Annotated in this window: 13 protein-coding genes; 10 read left to right on the top strand and 3 right to left on the bottom strand. The window is 37.3% G+C overall.

Going from position 1 to position 17,372, the window contains the following annotated elements; translation table 11 throughout:
* Complete coding sequence (locus IGK72_RS03025) at positions 1–2,169, bottom strand: amino acid ABC transporter substrate-binding protein/permease (RefSeq protein ID WP_002355617.1); 2,169 nt, start codon at positions 2,167–2,169, stop codon at positions 1–3.
* Between the two features lie 278 nt (positions 2,170–2,447).
* Between IGK72_RS03025 and uvrB the strand changes: the two genes are divergently transcribed.
* The 8 genes from uvrB to IGK72_RS03065 all read left to right on the top strand — a co-directional run bounded on the left by uvrB (position 2,448) and on the right by IGK72_RS03065 (position 13,154).
* The gene (gene uvrB, locus IGK72_RS03030) at positions 2,448–4,445 is read left to right on the top strand and encodes an excinuclease ABC subunit UvrB (protein WP_002355618.1); all 1,998 of its coding nucleotides are present in this window, start codon (positions 2,448–2,450) and stop codon (positions 4,443–4,445) included.
* A 117-nt stretch (positions 4,446–4,562) separates the two neighbouring features.
* Positions 4,563–7,382, top strand: a complete 2,820-nt coding sequence (uvrA, locus tag IGK72_RS03035; RefSeq protein WP_002361280.1) for an excinuclease ABC subunit UvrA — start codon at positions 4,563–4,565, stop codon at positions 7,380–7,382.
* Positions 7,383–7,553: 171 nt separating this feature from the next.
* Positions 7,554–8,348 carry a YusW family protein gene (locus IGK72_RS03040; RefSeq protein WP_002370766.1) on the top strand — a complete coding sequence of 265 codons (795 nt, stop codon included), beginning with the start codon at positions 7,554–7,556 and terminating at the stop codon, positions 8,346–8,348.
* Positions 8,349–8,513: 165 nt separating this feature from the next.
* The gene (rapZ, locus tag IGK72_RS03045; protein WP_430608896.1) at positions 8,514–9,401 is read left to right on the top strand and encodes an RNase adapter RapZ; all 888 of its coding nucleotides are present in this window, start codon (positions 8,514–8,516) and stop codon (positions 9,399–9,401) included.
* On the top strand, positions 9,401–10,396 hold the full coding sequence (locus IGK72_RS03050) for a gluconeogenesis factor YvcK family protein (protein WP_002355627.1): 996 nt from the start codon (positions 9,401–9,403) through the stop codon (positions 10,394–10,396). Before rapZ ends, IGK72_RS03050 begins: the two co-directional genes overlap by 1 nt.
* Before the next feature lie 33 nt (positions 10,397–10,429).
* The gene (whiA, locus tag IGK72_RS03055) at positions 10,430–11,365 is read left to right on the top strand and encodes a DNA-binding protein WhiA (RefSeq protein WP_430619621.1); all 936 of its coding nucleotides are present in this window, start codon (positions 10,430–10,432) and stop codon (positions 11,363–11,365) included.
* Between the two features lie 233 nt (positions 11,366–11,598).
* Positions 11,599–12,522, top strand: a complete 924-nt coding sequence (locus tag IGK72_RS03060) for a PEP phosphonomutase (RefSeq protein ID WP_002358737.1) — start codon at positions 11,599–11,601, stop codon at positions 12,520–12,522.
* A gap of 113 nt (positions 12,523–12,635) precedes the next feature.
* Positions 12,636–13,154: a DsbA family protein gene (locus IGK72_RS03065; protein ID WP_010820680.1), complete on the top strand. Its 519-nt coding sequence runs from the start codon at positions 12,636–12,638 to the stop codon at positions 13,152–13,154.
* A gap of 44 nt (positions 13,155–13,198) precedes the next feature.
* On the opposite strand, the gene clpP is transcribed toward IGK72_RS03065, so the two are convergent.
* Entirely contained in the window at positions 13,199–13,792 is a 594-nt protein-coding gene (clpP, locus tag IGK72_RS03070) for an ATP-dependent Clp endopeptidase proteolytic subunit ClpP (protein ID WP_002355633.1), read from the bottom strand.
* A gap of 195 nt (positions 13,793–13,987) precedes the next feature.
* Between clpP and IGK72_RS03075 the strand changes: the two genes are divergently transcribed.
* A complete protein-coding gene (locus tag IGK72_RS03075; RefSeq protein ID WP_010820681.1) occupies positions 13,988–14,506 on the top strand; it encodes a hypothetical protein in 519 nt (172 codons plus the stop codon).
* A gap of 20 nt (positions 14,507–14,526) precedes the next feature.
* Here IGK72_RS03075 and IGK72_RS03080 read toward each other — a convergent pair whose 3' ends face one another.
* Positions 14,527–14,931, bottom strand: a complete 405-nt coding sequence (locus IGK72_RS03080) for a DUF1622 domain-containing protein (protein WP_002383026.1) — start codon at positions 14,929–14,931, stop codon at positions 14,527–14,529.
* 463 nt (positions 14,932–15,394) lie between these two features.
* On the opposite strand from IGK72_RS03080, the gene IGK72_RS03085 reads away from it, so the two are divergent.
* The gene (locus tag IGK72_RS03085) at positions 15,395–17,368 is read left to right on the top strand and encodes an isopeptide-forming domain-containing fimbrial protein (protein WP_070416156.1); all 1,974 of its coding nucleotides are present in this window, start codon (positions 15,395–15,397) and stop codon (positions 17,366–17,368) included.
* Positions 17,369–17,372: the final 4 nt, after the last annotated feature.

Genomic DNA, 17,372 nt, shown 5'->3' on the forward strand with positions numbered 1-17,372 from the left:
TTAGTTCACCTTCTTTTCAAGGTTTTTCGCTAATTTAGTTAAACTAGTAATTAAAATTAAGTAGATTAACGCAATAACGAAGTAAACCATTGTACTTTGTAATGTCCGAGCAACAATAATTTTTCCTGTTTGTAGTAGTTCGATTAAGCCAATTGCTGAAAGGATAGTTGTATCTTTCAATGAAATAACAAATTGGTTAATGAATGAAGGAATCATAATGCGAATCGCTTGTGGTAAAATAATTTTTTGCATTGTCCGATTATAGGAAAGACCTAAACTTCTTGAAGCTTCCATTTGGCCAACTGGAACAGCTTTGATTCCGCCGCGCACAATTTCAGAAATATAGGCACTGGCATTTAAAGTTAATGTGATAATCCCAGCAATGAAGACCGGGATATTAAAGCCAAGCACACCAGGTAATCCGAAATAGATGAAGAACGCTAAGACCATTAAAGGAATTCCGCGAATTAAATCAACATAAATGGTTGAAAGTACACGTAATGCTTTGATTGGTGAAACGCTGAATAGCCCAAAAATAACGCCGACAATTAAAGCAAGTACGAAGGAAATCAACGTTAATAGAATCGTCATCCATAAACCGTGTAACAATTGTTTCCAGTTGTTTTGCATGAAGCCAACAAACGTAGATTCGTCAGCTGTTTCTTCTTTGGCTTCGTTGCCATCTTTCACGTAAGTGCCGATAATTTTATCGTATTCACCTGTACGTTTCATTTCTTTTAAGCCTTCGTTAAACATTTCAAGTAGTTCAGGATTTTGCCCTTTTTTGACAGCAAAACCGTAAGAACCACCTTTTTCACGAGGAATTGGTGTCGCTAGTGGTTGATTTTGCGCAACCCCATAGCCAATGACAGGATAATCATCCATCATGGCATCAACTTCGCCAATTTCTAATGCACTGTATAATGCATCAGTTGTGTCTAAATACTTAATTGAGTAATCATATTTCTTTTTATTTTTTTCTAAGAAATCAGCACTTTCAGTACCAATTTTTACGCCGACTTTTTTGCCTTTTAAATCATCATACGATTTAATTTTGTCATTGCCTTTTTTGACCGCAATTTGAATGCCGCTATCAAAGTAAGGAACAGAGAAGTCGAAGGCTTTTTTACGATCATCCGTAATCGTCATGCCTGCAACCATCCCATCTGCTTGACCAGATTCAACAGCTTGGACAGCAGAACTAAAACCAATAAATTTAAATTCAACAGTAAAACCTTGCAATTCAGCTGCACGTTTGACTAAATCTACATCAATTCCGACATAATCGCCTTGGGCATTTTGAAACTCAAACGGAGCAAATGTAGAATCACTAGCAATCACATATTTCTCTTTTTTAGGAGTGATTTTTTTCATCTGTTCGCCAGCGTCTTGTGTGTTTGTTTCATCGCCTGTCGCTAAGTAGTTGTTTAAAATTTTATCATAAGTACCATTGTCTTTAAGATTTTTCAAACCAGCGTTGAACTTTTTGATTAATTCAGGGTTTTGACCTTTTTTCACTGCGAAACCATAAGAACTGCCTGTTTCTTTATCGCCAACTAATTGTAATTTTTGGCCATTTTTAACTGCGTAGCCCAATACAGGATAATCATCAACGATTGCATCCGCTTCACCGTTTTCTAAGGCTTTATAAAGACCCGTTGCATCGTCAAAATTTTTGATGGTATAGTCATATTTCTCTTTATTTTTTTCAAGGAAATTGGCACTTTCAGTTCCAACTTTAGCCGCAACCGTTTTGCCTTTTAAATCATCATATGATTTAATTTTGTCGTTTCCTTTTTTAACCGCTAATTGTAAACCGCTATCGAAGTATGGATCTGAAAAATCAAAGGATTTTTTTCGCTCATCCGTAATACTCATTCCAGCAATCATGCCATCAATTTGTTTAGACTGAATCGCTTGGACTGCACTATCGAAGCCTAATGGTTTTAAATCCACTTCAAAACCTTGATCTTTGGCAATCGCATCTAATAAATCAACGTCAATACCAATGTATTTTCCTTTTGAGTCTTGGAATTCAAAAGGGGCGAATGTTAAATCCGTTCCAATTGTATATTTCTTTCCTTCTGCATGTGCTGAAGTGCCACTAATGAATGTTAGCAGAGTTACCATCATCACAAAGAAAGAAAGTAAAAAGTGTTTCCTTTTCATAAAATACCTCCTAGTTTTGCATATTGAACAATTATATAGTAAGAAATAGGAAGCTGACAAGTATTTGAACGCTAAAAAGAGAAAAAAACTCTAATTTCCTTACATTGCATGTTATAAAATGTGACATAAAAATTAAGAACAAAAGATTAAGATCAGTTGAAGTCCGAAACAGCAAAAGTGGCGAAAATATGTTCGGTATGTTAAACTAATAAGTGGACATTCTGCCAGAATGGGCCGATAATTTAAGAGAAATTAGACACTTTGAGGGGGAGTTATAAATGATCGAAAGAGAAACTTCCAATACCTTTCATTTGGCTTCTAAATATGAGCCTGCCGGAGATCAGCCAGCCGCTATTGCTGAACTAGTTGACGGTGTCAAAGGTGGAGAAAAAGCTCAAATTTTACTTGGAGCGACCGGAACAGGTAAAACATTTACAATCTCTAATGTGATTCAAGAAGTGAACAAACCAACATTAGTGATTGCACATAATAAAACACTAGCTGGACAATTATACGGGGAATTTAAAGAATTTTTCCCAGATAATGCGGTCGAGTATTTTGTCAGTTACTATGATTATTATCAACCAGAAGCATATGTACCCTCAAGTGATACATATATTGAAAAAGATTCCAGTATTAATGATGAAATTGATAAACTACGCCATTCAGCGACAAGTTCTTTATTGGAACGAAACGATGTCATCGTGGTAGCATCAGTTTCTTGTATTTTTGGTTTAGGGGATCCGCGGGAATACAGTCAACAAGTTGTTTCATTACGTGTGGGAATGGAAATGGATCGTAATGAGTTACTAAAAAGCTTAGTCGATATTCAATTCGAACGAAATGATATTGATTTTCAACGGGGGCGTTTTCGTGTCCGCGGTGATGTGGTTGAGATATTCCCAGCTTCACGGGATGAGCATGCGCTACGTGTTGAATTTTTCGGAGACGAAATTGATCGAATTCGTGAAGTAGATGCGTTAACTGGTGAAATTGTCGGCGAAACAGAGCATGTCGCTATTTTTCCGGCAACACACTTCGTGACGAACGAAGAACATATGGAACACGCCATATCGCAGATCCAAGAAGAATTAGAGGCACGTTTGAAAGTGCTTCGCAGTGAAAATAAATTATTGGAAGCTCAACGTTTGGAACAGCGAACCAACTATGATATTGAGATGATGAGAGAGATGGGCTATACGTCAGGGATTGAGAATTACTCTCGACATATGGATGGTCGCCAAGAAGGGGAACCGCCATATACGCTGTTGGACTTTTTCCCAGATGACTTCTTACTTGTAATCGATGAGTCTCATGTAACAATGCCGCAAATTAGAGGAATGTATAATGGCGACCGAGCACGGAAACAAATGTTAGTGGACTATGGTTTCCGTTTACCAAGTGCACTTGATAACCGACCGCTTCGTTTAGAAGAATTTGAACAACATGTAAACCAAATTGTTTATGTATCGGCAACACCAGGCCCTTATGAAATGGAACAAACAGAGACGGTTGTTCAACAAATCATTCGGCCAACAGGTTTACTAGATCCAGAAGTAGAAATCCGCCCAATTATGGGTCAAATTGATGACTTGGTGGGCGAAATTCATGAACGGATCGAAAAAGATCAGCGGGTGTTTGTCACAACCTTAACGAAGAAAATGGCCGAAGATTTAACCGACTATTTCAAAGAATTAGGCTTAAAAGTTAAATATTTGCATAGTGATATAAAAACACTGGAAAGAACGGAGATTATTCGCGATTTACGATTAGGCGAATTTGATATTCTAATTGGTATTAACTTATTACGTGAAGGAATCGATGTGCCAGAAGTTTCCTTAATTGCGATTCTAGATGCGGATAAAGAAGGCTTCTTACGTAGTGAACGCTCGTTAGTGCAAACGATGGGACGGGCTGCCCGGAACGCTGAAGGAAAAGTCATTATGTATGCAGATAAAATCACCGATTCGATGCAACGAGCTATGGATGAAACGGCACGACGTCGGGCAATCCAAGAAGCATATAATGAAGAACATGGCATTGAACCAAAAACAATTATTAAAGAAATTCGTGATTTGATTTCTATTTCCAAAACAGCTGATAAAGATGAAACAGTGGTTCAATTGGATAAATCATATGAAGATTTATCAAGACAAGAAAAAGCTGATTTATTAATGAAACTTGAAAGAGAAATGAAAGATGCAGCCAAAGCATTAGACTTCGAAACTGCAGCCACATTACGAGATACCATTCTTGAATTGAAAGCTGCCAAATAAGTCAACCAATGGATTAAGTAAAAGATACGATGAACCATCGTATCTTTTACTAATCTTTTCTCTATAGAATGACTTGAAATGATTTGACGTAAGAGATTTAGTAAAAGGAGAACATATATGGCAAATGATAAAATTGTGATTCATGGTGCACGCGCCCATAACTTAAAAAATATTGATGTCACGATTCCTCGTGACAAAATGGTTGTTGTAACTGGACTATCTGGTTCTGGCAAAAGTTCATTAGCATTTGATACGCTTTACGCAGAAGGGCAACGACGTTATGTAGAGAGTCTCTCTGCTTATGCGCGACAATTTTTGGGACAGATGGATAAACCAGATGTTGACAGCATCGATGGTTTAAGTCCAGCTATTTCAATTGATCAAAAGACGACAAGTAAAAACCCACGCTCAACGGTGGGGACGGTCACAGAAATCAATGATTATTTACGATTGTTATTTGCTCGGGTAGGTCATCCAATTTGTCCTAACGATCATATTGAAATTACCAGTCAGTCTGTTGAACAGATGGTTGATAAAGTCTTAGAGCTACCAGAGCGAACAAAAATTCAAATTTTGGCGCCTGTTGTGGTCAAGAAAAAAGGCCAACATAAAAAAGTGTTTGAAATGATCCAACGTGAAGGGTATGTCAGAATGCGGGTGGATGGTGAAACCTATGATGTTAGTGAGGCACCAGAACTTGAAAAAAATAAAAAACATGATATTGCGATTGTGATTGACCGTATCGTTGTGAAAGAAGGCATTCGCTCTCGGTTGTTTGATTCGTTTGAAGCGGCTTTGCGTTTAGCTGAAGGTTACGCAATTGTTGATGTGATTGGTCAAGAAGAGATGTTGTTTAGTGAACATTATGCTTGTCCTTATTGTGGGTTCACAGTCGGTGAATTGGAACCGCGCTTGTTTTCATTTAATGCACCATTTGGCGCTTGTCCCGATTGTGATGGTTTAGGTGTTAAATTAGAAGTGGACAAAGACTTAGTGATTCCAGATCCCACTAAAACCTTGAGAGAAGGAGCCATTGTTCCGTGGAACCCTATTAGTTCCCAATATTATCCACAAATGTTGGAACAAGCAGCCACCAGTTTTGGGATTGATATGGATACGCCATTTGAAGAATTACCTGCAGACCAACAAGAAATTATTTTAAATGGTTCTGGCGAGAAAAACTTTCATTTTCATTATGAAAATGACTTTGGTGGTGTTCGTGATGTGGAAGTACCATTTGAAGGTATTTTAAAAAATATTAAACGACGTTATCATGAAACAAATAGCGATTTTACACGAGATCAAATGCGATTATACATGACAGAATTGACTTGTCGAAGCTGTCAAGGGTATCGTTTGAATCCGCAAGCTTTAGCTGTAAAAATCAATGGCACGCACATTGGTGAAGTCAGTGAATTAGCAATAAAAAATGCGGTCCAATTTTTTGAAGGTGTGTCTTTATCTGAACAAGAAACAACGATTGCTCGGCCAATTTTAAAAGAAGTCGAAGATCGGTTAACCTTCTTAAAAAATGTCGGGTTAGATTACTTAACCTTAAGTCGAGCTGCCGGCACACTTTCTGGCGGAGAAGCACAAAGAATTCGCTTAGCAACACAAATTGGATCAAACTTATCAGGCGTCCTTTACATTTTAGATGAACCATCAATTGGTTTGCATCAACGAGATAACGACCGCTTGATTGACTCATTGAAAAAAATGCGGGACTTAGGCAATACATTAATTGTGGTGGAACACGATGAAGATACAATGATGGCTTCGGATTACTTGATTGATGTGGGACCTGGCGCTGGACATCTGGGCGGTGAAATTGTAGCCGCTGGTACGCCGGAAGAGGTTGCTAAAAATCCGCATTCATTGACTGGACAATATCTTTCTGGGAAAAAAGTGATTCCTGTGCCAAAAGAACGTCGCAAAGGCAATGGCAAAGCGATCAAAGTCACTGGTGCCAGTGAAAATAATTTAAAAAATGTCAGTGTTGAATTTCCGCTGGGTGAATTTGTTGCTGTCACAGGCGTTTCAGGTTCAGGGAAAAGTACTTTAGTCAATCAAATTTTGAAAAAAGCGCTGGCCCAAAAATTAAATCGTAATTCCAATAAACCTGGGAAACACAAAAGCATCACTGGTTATGAAGCCATTGAAAAGATTGTTGACATTGACCAAAGTCCAATTGGTCGAACACCAAGAAGTAATCCAGCGACTTATACTAGTGTTTTTGATGACATTCGCGATTTGTTTGCCCAAACAAATGAAGCCAAGGTTCGTGGCTATAAAAAAGGCCGCTTTAGTTTTAACGTCAAAGGTGGCCGTTGTGAAGCTTGTCGCGGGGATGGTATCATCAAAATTGAAATGCACTTTTTACCTGATGTCTATGTGCCTTGCGAAGTTTGTCATGGCAAACGTTATAATTCTGAGACGTTAGAAGTTCATTATAAAGGCAAAAACATTTCTGATATTTTAGATATGACGGTGGAAGATGCCGTAGAATTTTTCAAACATATCCCTAAAATTCATCGTAAATTGCAAACAATTGTGGATGTAGGCTTAGGCTATGTGACATTGGGGCAGCCAGCAACTACTTTATCTGGTGGAGAAGCACAGCGGATGAAGCTAGCGAGTGAACTTCATAAAAATTCTAATGGGAAAAACTTTTATATTCTGGATGAACCAACAACAGGCTTGCATACCGATGATATTGCGCGATTGCTTCTAGTATTAGAGCGTTTAGTGGAAGCGGGCAATACCGTTTTAGTGATTGAACATAACTTAGATGTCATCAAATCTGCGGATCATGTGATTGATCTAGGGCCAGAAGGTGGCGACGGTGGTGGGACGATCGTGGCGACAGGAACACCAGAAGAAGTTGCTAAAGTCAAAGACAGTTACACAGGATATTATTTAAAACGTGTTCTGAAATAAACATTAATGATTAGATAAAGAACCTTGTTTTTATGGGAAACAAGGTTCTTTTATTATAAAATAACAAATATTTTTTAATAAAAATTAAAAATAAATGTTGACTTAATGTGTAATTAAAAGATATACTATGTTTGTTAACAAAATAACAATGAACACGAAGGGAAGTCTTAAATGAAAAACAAAAAAATAACAACAAGTTTATTAACAGCAGGAATGGTCTTAGCTATCGGAATCACACCTTTTGTACATAGTAACACAATGGAAGCAGCTACTTTAATTTCACAATCAGACCATGAAAAAGTAATGAGTTTTACCAAGAAAGACTTAAAAGAAGCAACGGGCATTCAATTGGAGCCGGCGACAGTACAAGCCATTCATCAGGAATTAAAGCAACAAATCACCTGGGAAACATTAGGCTATTCCACAATTGATGCGCAAAATATTGCGACACGTTTTACACAAAATACATATCAGGCTCTGGGGATTTTAACAGATATCGCCAACCATTCAGACCTTCAATTGAAAGTCATTACCATTAATAATCCCTATCTAGCAACAGCTAAAATTGGCACCTTTAAGTGGGAAACCGTAACTCCTGAAGTTGGTGGAGACCATGAAACAGCAGACAATGAACTAACCACACCGACACCAACTGTTGCCAGTCTTCAAGAGATTGATGTAGAAATCGAATACGACGAAAATGAAATTGAGTTCACCTATGAAATAAAATCGAACGGAACAATTGAAGCAACGTATGAAGATGAATCTGCTGATTTAGAATTAGAAGGTAAGGCAGCACAAGACAAAATCATGACTCTTTTAGATGGATTGTCAATCAAAACAGCTACAAATGAACAAATTAAAGAACACATTACGAAAAAGTTAGCCGTGAATGAACAAGTAAAACAATTTGAGTTTGAAGCTAATTTTACTGATAAAACAGAAATTGAGTTTGTATTAAAATAACACAGAGTTATATAGTATAATTCAGCAATTAAAACAGCGTTGACAAAAATGTCAATGCTGTTTTTCTATGAAAGAATAGAAATCTTTATAAGAATGATTGAAAAGCTTTCTTTGATACGCCCGGGGTGTTATAATATAGTGATGCAAGTGAAGGGAGTGTTGAATATGCCAGAAAATTTACAACTGGTTATTATTACAGGAATGAGTGGCGCTGGAAAAACAGTCGCTGTTCAAAGCTTTGAAGACATGGGCTATTTCTGTATCGACAATTTACCACCAAGCTTAATCCCAAAATTTTGGGAATTAATTAAAGAATCTGGAAAAGTTACCAAGATTGCGTTAGTGATTGATTTACGTTCACGGACCTTCTTTAGAGAAATTCAGGATATGTTAGTCGAACTTGAAAATACTAATTTTATTGATACAACGATTTTATTTTTAGATGCCACCGATGAAGAGTTGGTTTCTCGTTATAAAGAGACACGGCGTGCGCATCCAATGGCGATGGATGGTTTAGTGACAGAAGGTATTCGTAAAGAACGTGCAATGCTGGAAGAAATCAAGGCGGATGCTCAGTTGGTCATTGACACTACGGACTTGTCCCCTCGTCAATTGCGGGAACGTTTGAATAAAGAACTAGCAACGAGAGAGACACACGAATTTCGAGTGGAAATGGTGTCCTTCGGCTTTAAATATGGCTTGCCGATTGATGCAGATATCGTCATGGATGTTCGCTTTTTACCTAATCCCCATTATATTGATGAACTACGGCCGTTAACTGGAATGGATCAACCTGTTTATGATTATGTGATGGGCTTCCCAGAAACAGATGAATTTTATACCAAATTTATCGATTTACTGCGAACAGTCTTACCTGGATATAAAAAAGAAGGTAAAAGTAGCGTCACCATTGCAATTGGCTGTACTGGCGGACAACATCGCTCTGTTGCATTGACAAAACGTGTTGGCGCTGAATTAAAAGAGGAAGATTACCATGTAAATATTACCCACCGCGACCGCTTAAAAAGAAAAGAAACGGTTAATCGCTCTTAATGAAAACCTATCGAATTCGTAAACCGAAGATTGTGGTTGTTGGTGGTGGAACAGGCTTGCCAGTAATTTTAAAAAGTTTAAGAAATCAAAGTGTTGATATTACTGCCGTCGTAACGGTCGCTGATGATGGCGGTAGTAGTGGCGAGCTTCGTTCCTCTATTAATAACATGACACCTCCGGGAGATTTAAGAAATGTTTTAGTTGCATTGTCAGATATGCCACAATTATATGAAGATATTTTTCAATATCGTTTTGATAAATCAGATAGTCATTTTGCCAATCATGCAATCGGTAATTTAATCATTGCTGCTGTCTCAGAAATGAGAGGAAGCACGTATGAAGCGATTCAATTGCTTTCAAAAATGATGCATGTTGATGGACGGATTTATCCATCATCAGAACGGCCATTAACGTTACATGCCGTATTTAAAGATGGCTCAGTGGCGGTGGGAGAATCAAAAATTGCACTGGATCGCAAGACAATTGACCATGTGTTTGTAACAAATACACACGGAGAAGAACAGCCAAGAGCTGCGCGCAAAGTCGTCAAAGCAATTGAAGAAGCAGACATGGTCGTGTTAGGACCAGGGAGTCTTTTTACAAGTATTTTACCTAATTTAGTTATTACAGAAATTGGTGAAGCCATCAAACAAACAGCTGCGGAAGTAGTCTATATTTGTAACATCATGACCCAAAAAGGGGAAACGGAACATTTTACGGATGCAGATCATGTTCGTGTCTTAAACGAACATCTACAAGCGCAGTTTGTTGATACAGTGCTGGTTAATACAGAAAAAGTACCAGAAAATTACATGGATCCTGAAATTTATGATGAATATTTGGTTCAAGTAAAGCATGATTTTCAAGGATTACGTGAAGAAGGATGCCGAGTCATTTCGACAGACTTTTTAGAATTAAGAGATGGCGGAGTTTTTCATGATGGGGAAAAAGTTGTTGAAGAACTTTTCCGTATCGTATTTGGAACGAAATATTAATTAATCAAAAGAATCAAGAGAGGAGGAGCTTAGATGTCTTTTGCCTCGGATGTCAAAAAAGAGTTAACTGGTTTAGAAGTCCATCGAGAACACGCGAAAGCAGAATTAGCAGCATTAATTCGGATGAACGGCTCACTTAGCATAGTTAATCAACAGTTTGTCTTGAATGTACAAACGGAAAATGCTGCAATTGCTCGTCGAATGTATTCATTGCTGAAAGATCATTACCATGCACAAGCAGAATTATTAGTTCGTAAAAAAATGAAACTAAAGAAAAATAATGTTTACATTGTGCGTCTAAAACAAGATACACAAAAAATTCTAGCTGATTTGGATATTATGGATGGGGTCGTTTTTAATGGCAATGTGTCAAATGAAATCATGGGTAACGCGCAAAAAATGCGTTCCTATTTACGCGGGGCCTTTATGGCTTCTGGCTCAGTTAATAATCCGGAAACAAGTCGCTATCATTTAGAAATTTTTTCAATTTATGAAGAACACAATAATGATATTTGTAAGATGTTGAATTACTATGACTTAAACGCTCGAACATTGGGACGCCGAAATGGGTATATTTGTTATTTAAAAGGTGCTGAAAAAATTGCCGACTTTTTAACATTAATTGGTGCCACGAACTCTATGTTGAAATTTGAAGATGTCCGGATTGTCCGTGATATGCGGAATTCAGTAAATCGTTTAGTGAATTGCGAAACAGCGAATTTAAATAAAACCATTGATGCGGCTTCAAAACAAATTGAAAATATTCAATTTATTGAAAGTACAGTAGGGCTGACGTCATTACCGGAGAAACTTCAGGAAATCGCAGAATTACGGTTAGAGTATCCGGAAGTTAGTCTCAAAGAACTAGGGGAAATGATTCCTTCAGGAGCTATTTCTAAGTCAGGTATTAATCATCGTATTCGCAAAATTAATGAATTTGCAGAAAAATTACGAGAAAAAAGTGCGTAACTTTTCTGCTCCAGAAGTGAAGAATAACATTTCCGTTTGAAGTGCTATCCTTCACTTTTTCTTTAAGCGTGTAAAAAAAATTAAAGTGTGCAAAAAGTGTGTAGCACTGAAATGTAGTGTTGACCTGTGGTTTAAAGAAAGGACGTTGGCACGAATGTTGCATGTAATAAAATGCAAGCGATTACTTATTGCTGTTTTTAACTAAAACATTAAAAACTATTGGAGGGGTCAAAATGGTTCAACGATTAATTAGTGCAAATGCATCAGAAATCAAACGGATGTCAAAAGAAGAGCTGTTTCAGAGTATTAAAGCGAGCGAAGGGCGCGTAATTTTATCGGAAAATGTGGTAGTTCATCCATCCGTAGCAGGTGATATCACTTGTGCGGAAATGTCAAAAGCATATGGCGCAGACATGATTTTATTGAATGTTTTCGATGTTAATCAACCGATTGTAGTAGCCGCTTATGAAGGGCAATATACTGCGGAAACATGTGTCCCTAATGATGAGGTTGTTCATCGTTTGAAAGAACTAGTCGGTTTACCGATTGGCATGAATGTCGAACCTGTTGATGAAAATTTAGACTTAGCTTCAACGAGAGTTTCGATCGAACCAGGTAGAAAAGCATCAGCAGCTACTTTCAAAAAAGCCAATGAACTGGGTTTGGATTTTATCTTATTGACAGGTAATCCAGGAACTGGCGTGACCAACGACTTGATTGCTAAGAACGTGGCCTTAGCCAAAAAACATTTTGACGGTATCATTATTGCCGGAAAAATGCACAGTTCAGGCGTAGATGAACCAGTGGTCAGTTTAAAATCAGCTGAACAATTTATTGAAGCGGGCGCTGATATTGTCTTAGTCCCAGCAGTCGGCACGGTTTGGGGCATTGATGATCAACAAGTCAAAGAAGTTGTGGATTTTGCACATTCAAAAGGAAAATTAGTTATGAGTGCCATTGGAACTTCACAAGAAAGTGCTCAACCTGAAGTTATCCAAGCAATCGGCATTAGAAATAAAATTTTAGGCGTAGATATTCAACATATTGGCGATGCCAATATGGGCTTAGTTGGTATTGAAAATATTAAAGAGCTTTCTGATGCGATACGTGGGAAAAGACATACTGTTGCTAGAATGGCTCGTTCGATTAATCGTTAAAAAAGTGAACAGAGGCACGAATTCAGAAAATTTGAATTCGTGTCTTATGATTTTTTTATTGAAAAACGGTATACTAAAAGAGAAATAAAGGTTTGAAAGGATGAGGTTTTTTTATGGATATTTCAGTAATTGATGCAACAAAAGTTAACGCAGAAACAGGGCTTCACATTGGTGAGCGCAATGCCCCTGTCAAAATGATAGAATTTATCAATGTTCGCTGTCCTTATTGCAGAAAATGGTTTGAAGAGTCTGAGGAACTGTTAGCACAATCTGTCAAAAGTGGTAAAGTTGAACGTATCATTAAGTTGTTTGATAAAGAAAAAGAAAGTTTACAACGCGGCAATGTGATGCATCACTACATTGACTATTCAGCGCCTGAACAAGCACTGTCAGCATTGCATAAAATGTTTGCTACGCAAGATGAATGGGGAAACTTAACCTTAGAAGAAGTAGCGACGTATGCTGAAAAAAATCTGGGCTTAAAAGAACAAAAAGATGCAACGCTTGTTTCCGCAGTGATTGCTGAAGCCAATGCGGCGCACATTCAATTTGTACCAACGATCATCATTGGTGAGCATATCTTTGACGAAAGTGTCACTGAAGAAGAATTACGTGGATACATTGAAAAATAAAAAAATGGAAACAGCGACTGTCGCTGTTTCCATTTTTTTTATTTTTAATTTAAGGCGCTACTATTTTCCATTACTTCATCGATTAAACCATATTCTTTTGCTTGTTCGGCAGTCATATAGTTATCACGATCGGTATCACGTTCAATCACTTCAATTGGTTGGCCAGTTCGTTCAGCTAAAATTGAATTTAAACGTTGACGAGTGTCTAAAATGTGACGAGCAGCAATTTCAATTTCTGTTGCTTGCCCTTGAGCGCCACCAAGTGGTTGGTGAATCATGATTTCCGCATTTGGTAAAGCGAAACGTTTGCCTTTTTGACCAGCTGTTAATAAGAAGCTACCCATTGAAGCCGCCATTCCTAATACGATCGTTTGGACATCCGCTTTAACGAAATTCATGGTATCGAAAATCGCTAAGCCTGCAGAAACGCTACCACCAGGAGAGTTAATGTACAAGTAAATGTCTTTTTCTGAATCTTGGGCATCTAAGAATAATAACTGTGCAATCACTGAGTTTGCCACATTATCATCGATAGGGCCGCTTAGCATAATGATGCGGTCTTTTAATAAACGAGAGTAAATGTCATAAGCACGTTCACCGCGAGATGATTGTTCAATAACTGTTGGAATTAAATTCATAAGTAAATCCTCCTATATAAAGAAACTTTTAAAGTCATTCTATCACAAAGCACTTTGAATGCCTATGAAAAGTATACCTCTTTGGTCAATAAAGGTCAACGAAGTCGCTTGAAAAATTTTGTGTCATTTTTTATCCGAAACTTTTGGATTATGTTATACTAAAATGGAAAATTAGAAAAGAGCGAGGGGAAAAATATGTTTGTTTTTATCGCCGGAATGGTCGGTGTAATCGTCGGTGCGCTAATAGTCACAGTAAGTGCCGCCTTACATTCATCTTACAAAGAGCGAAAAGAAGTACGTTATCGTGAACTAGAACATTTGGTTAAAGAAATTGAATCATTGAATTTATTAAATAAAAAAGTCAAAGAAATTTTACAAAAGCGTGAATTATATATAGACAGATCAATTGAATACTTATCGATGGATGATTGTTTCATCAGCATCGATGATTTTATTTATTTGGAATCATTTTCTGCTCAAAATAATTTTTACTTACCGACGTACTTAATTGAAGAATTTTTCAAAAAAATTGCGCATCGTAAAGTCATTTTGACGGCCAGCGAAGTTGCTGAAATGGGTGGTCACACCTATAAAGGCGGCCGTGTTATTTTGGAAAATTTTTCAGACGAGATTTTAGCAATTATTGAAGATAAAAAACGTAAAATGCAGCGTTTGTCTAACGAACCACTTCATTATTTTAAAGCGATTAAATAAAAAAAGAACCAGCGTACCCGCTAATTTTTTGGGGTATCTGGTTCTTTTTCTTGTTGTTCCATATCGGTCATAGTGTCTTCAATTTCTTTATGTAAGAAATAAGAAATAACTGTACGGATGATCACCAAGGTTGCCAATTTCAAAATATCTTGAAAAGTTGGTTTGACAATGGATTCAATAATATCAGCAGCAATTAAAATTTCTAAACTTAACAGAATGTAGCTACCAAGGAAGTTTTTGATGAACGTATTCATTTTGGTTAAGGTAAAGCGGCTTTGATTTTGTCGTTCACTTTTAATGAAATCTTTTCCTGCTAAACAAACACCCCAAACTAAAACAATAATCGAAAAAACATTCAGTCCTAAAATACATAGCTCAAAAAGTGGGGTTAAAAGCGTCATTAACTGATGGGGCCACTCATTCATCGTATTCACTCCTACCAAAAAGCCTTTTCTTTAACTATAACGAAACGGCTGACTAACGTCAAATATTGTTGAAATAAACAGGCTAAACTATTCAGCTTATAGAACAAAACTAAGAAAATTATGAATAGCATCTAACAATTAAGTAAAAGGACTGTAAAGGTTCTTTTACTTTTTTTGTGTAAAAAAGACCATTAAAAGGAATCAAGTAGCAAAAAGTAAGTGAAAACCAACTTTGTCAGTGGATAGTCTTTTCATTAATTTTTAAAAGACAAATTTTACGTTTTCAAGAGCCGAATACTGCCAAGTTTTAGCCTTTAAAGGTGATAGAATCAGAAATTGAGTAAGAGATGTGTCACAAAAGCAAGGAGACACATCGACTTGATGAAAGATTTAAGGAGCTGTAGTTGAAGTAAAGAGAAGCAAGTGTCCCAAACACTAGCGAAAGAAAATAGGGAGGATTAAAATGTTTAAGAAAGCAACGAAATTATTATCGACAATGGTGATTGTCGCTGGAACAGTTGTGGGAAATTTCAGTCCCACGTTGGCTTTAGCCGAAGGAGTGGTTAAAGCAGGAGATAAAGAAGGAATGACCAATACGGTGAAAGTGAAAGACGACAGTTTGGCTGACTGTAAACGGATATTGGAAGGACAAGCTGCTTTCCCAGTTCAAGCGGGTGAAACGGAACCGGTTGATTTAGTGGTTGTTGAAGATGCCAGTGGTAGTTTTTCAGATAATTTTCCACATGTAAGACAAGCGATTGATGAAGTGGTTCAAGGTTTATCTGATCAAGACCGCGTGATGCTGGCTTCGTATCGTGGCGGAAAACAATTTATATTTCCTGATGGAAAAGTAAAAATTAATTCAGCTGATTATGATATGAATGTGCGTGTTGATACTCAATTAACCCATGATAAAAGCCAATTTGTCTCTGGATTTGGAGATGTTCGGACGTATGGTGGTACACCAACTGCCTCAGGATTGAAACTTGCTTTAGATACGTACAATCAAACACACGGAGATTTAACGAATCGAAAAACATATTTCTTATTAGTGACAGATGGGGTCGCTAATACACGTTTAGATGGTTACTTGCATAAAACCAACACCAATGATTCAATCAATGAATATCCAGATCCAAGACATCCTTTTCAAGTTTCGGTTGAGTATAGTAATGACTATCAAGGTGCAGCAGCAGAAGTTTTAGCGTTAAACCAAGAAATTACTAACCAAGGCTATGAAATGATTAATGCGTATTGGGAAAGTGTTGAATCTTTAAGTTCAGTAAATTCATATTTTGATAAGTATAAAACAGAAGTGGGTCCTTTTGTAAAACAAGAGTTGCAACAAGGATCTAGCACACCAGAAGATTTTATTACAAGCCAATCTATTGATGATTTTACAACCCAATTAAAACAAATTGTCAAAGATCGTCTGGCGCAATCGACACCAGCAACAGCTTCATTAACAATTGCTGATCAATTTGATATTCAATCTGCGACCGCTACGGACGATGCTGGAAATGATGTGCCTGTTCAAATTAACGGACAAACCATTTCAGCAACTAGTACAGAAGGTTACGTAGGAAACATAACGATTCACTACGAAGTCAAAGAAAATACAGCGATTGATGCAGCAACCCTTGTAAGTAGTGGGACAATGAATCAAGGAACAATTGCTAAGGAATTTCCAGAAGCGACGATTCCTAAAAATGACAATGCGCATGCGTGTGACGTGACGCCAGAAGATCCAACGATTACAAAAGATATCGAAAATCAAGAACATTTAGACTTAACTAATCGTGAAGATAGTTTCGATTGGCATGTCAAAACAGCCTTTGGTAACGAAACAAGTACTTGGCAACAAGCCAGTTTAGTGGATGATATTAACCAATTATTAGATATCCAAAAAGTCGTTGTCACTGATGAAAATGGTAAAGATGTTACAGCTAATGGCAAAGTAACACAAGAAAATAACAAAGTAACTTTTGAAATGAACAAACAAGCAGACAGCTATGACTATTTGAGTGGTCATACATACACAATGACTATTACAACTAAAATTAAAACTGACGTAACGGACGAAGAATTAGCGCCTTATATTGAACAAGGCGGGATTCCCAACCAAGCTGACTTGAACTTTGGCAACGAAGGGGACGTGTTACATTCCAACAAGCCAACCGTAACACCGCCTGCACCAACGCCAGAAGATCCAAAAAAACCTGAACCTAAACAACCGTTAAAACCGAAGAAACCGTTGACGCCTACAAATCATCAAGCACCAACGAACCCAGTCAATTTTGGAAAATCAGCAAGTAAAGGAATTCATTTACCAATGACTAATACAACAGTAAATCCACTTTACATGATCGCAGGTTTAATTGTCCTTATAGTGGCTATTAGCTTTGGCATAACAAAAAATAAAAAAAGAAAAAATTAGACAA

The sequence above is a fragment of the Enterococcus sp. DIV0183 genome, from assembly GCF_050541505.1.
GTDB lineage: Bacteria > Bacillota > Bacilli > Lactobacillales > Enterococcaceae > Enterococcus > Enterococcus faecalis.

Excerpts from the sequence above, each read along its gene's own strand:
- IGK72_RS03025 (WP_002355617.1), bottom strand. The coding sequence starts at position 2,169 with ATGAAAAGGAAACACTTTTTACTTTCTTTCTTTGTGATGATGGTAACT.
- uvrB (WP_002355618.1), top strand. The coding sequence starts at position 2,448 with ATGATCGAAAGAGAAACTTCCAATACCTTTCATTTGGCTTCTAAATAT.
- uvrA (WP_002361280.1), top strand. The coding sequence starts at position 4,563 with ATGGCAAATGATAAAATTGTGATTCATGGTGCACGCGCCCATAACTTA.
- IGK72_RS03040 (WP_002370766.1), top strand. The coding sequence starts at position 7,554 with ATGAAAAACAAAAAAATAACAACAAGTTTATTAACAGCAGGAATGGTC.
- rapZ (WP_430608896.1), top strand. The coding sequence starts at position 8,514 with ATGCCAGAAAATTTACAACTGGTTATTATTACAGGAATGAGTGGCGCT.
- IGK72_RS03050 (WP_002355627.1), top strand. The coding sequence starts at position 9,401 with ATGAAAACCTATCGAATTCGTAAACCGAAGATTGTGGTTGTTGGTGGT.
- whiA (WP_430619621.1), top strand. The coding sequence starts at position 10,430 with ATGTCTTTTGCCTCGGATGTCAAAAAAGAGTTAACTGGTTTAGAAGTC.
- IGK72_RS03060 (WP_002358737.1), top strand. The coding sequence starts at position 11,599 with ATGGTTCAACGATTAATTAGTGCAAATGCATCAGAAATCAAACGGATG.
- IGK72_RS03065 (WP_010820680.1), top strand. The coding sequence starts at position 12,636 with ATGGATATTTCAGTAATTGATGCAACAAAAGTTAACGCAGAAACAGGG.
- clpP (WP_002355633.1), bottom strand. The coding sequence starts at position 13,792 with ATGAATTTAATTCCAACAGTTATTGAACAATCATCTCGCGGTGAACGT.
- IGK72_RS03075 (WP_010820681.1), top strand. The coding sequence starts at position 13,988 with ATGTTTGTTTTTATCGCCGGAATGGTCGGTGTAATCGTCGGTGCGCTA.
- IGK72_RS03080 (WP_002383026.1), bottom strand. The coding sequence starts at position 14,931 with ATGAATGAGTGGCCCCATCAGTTAATGACGCTTTTAACCCCACTTTTT.
- IGK72_RS03085 (WP_070416156.1), top strand. The coding sequence starts at position 15,395 with ATGTTTAAGAAAGCAACGAAATTATTATCGACAATGGTGATTGTCGCT.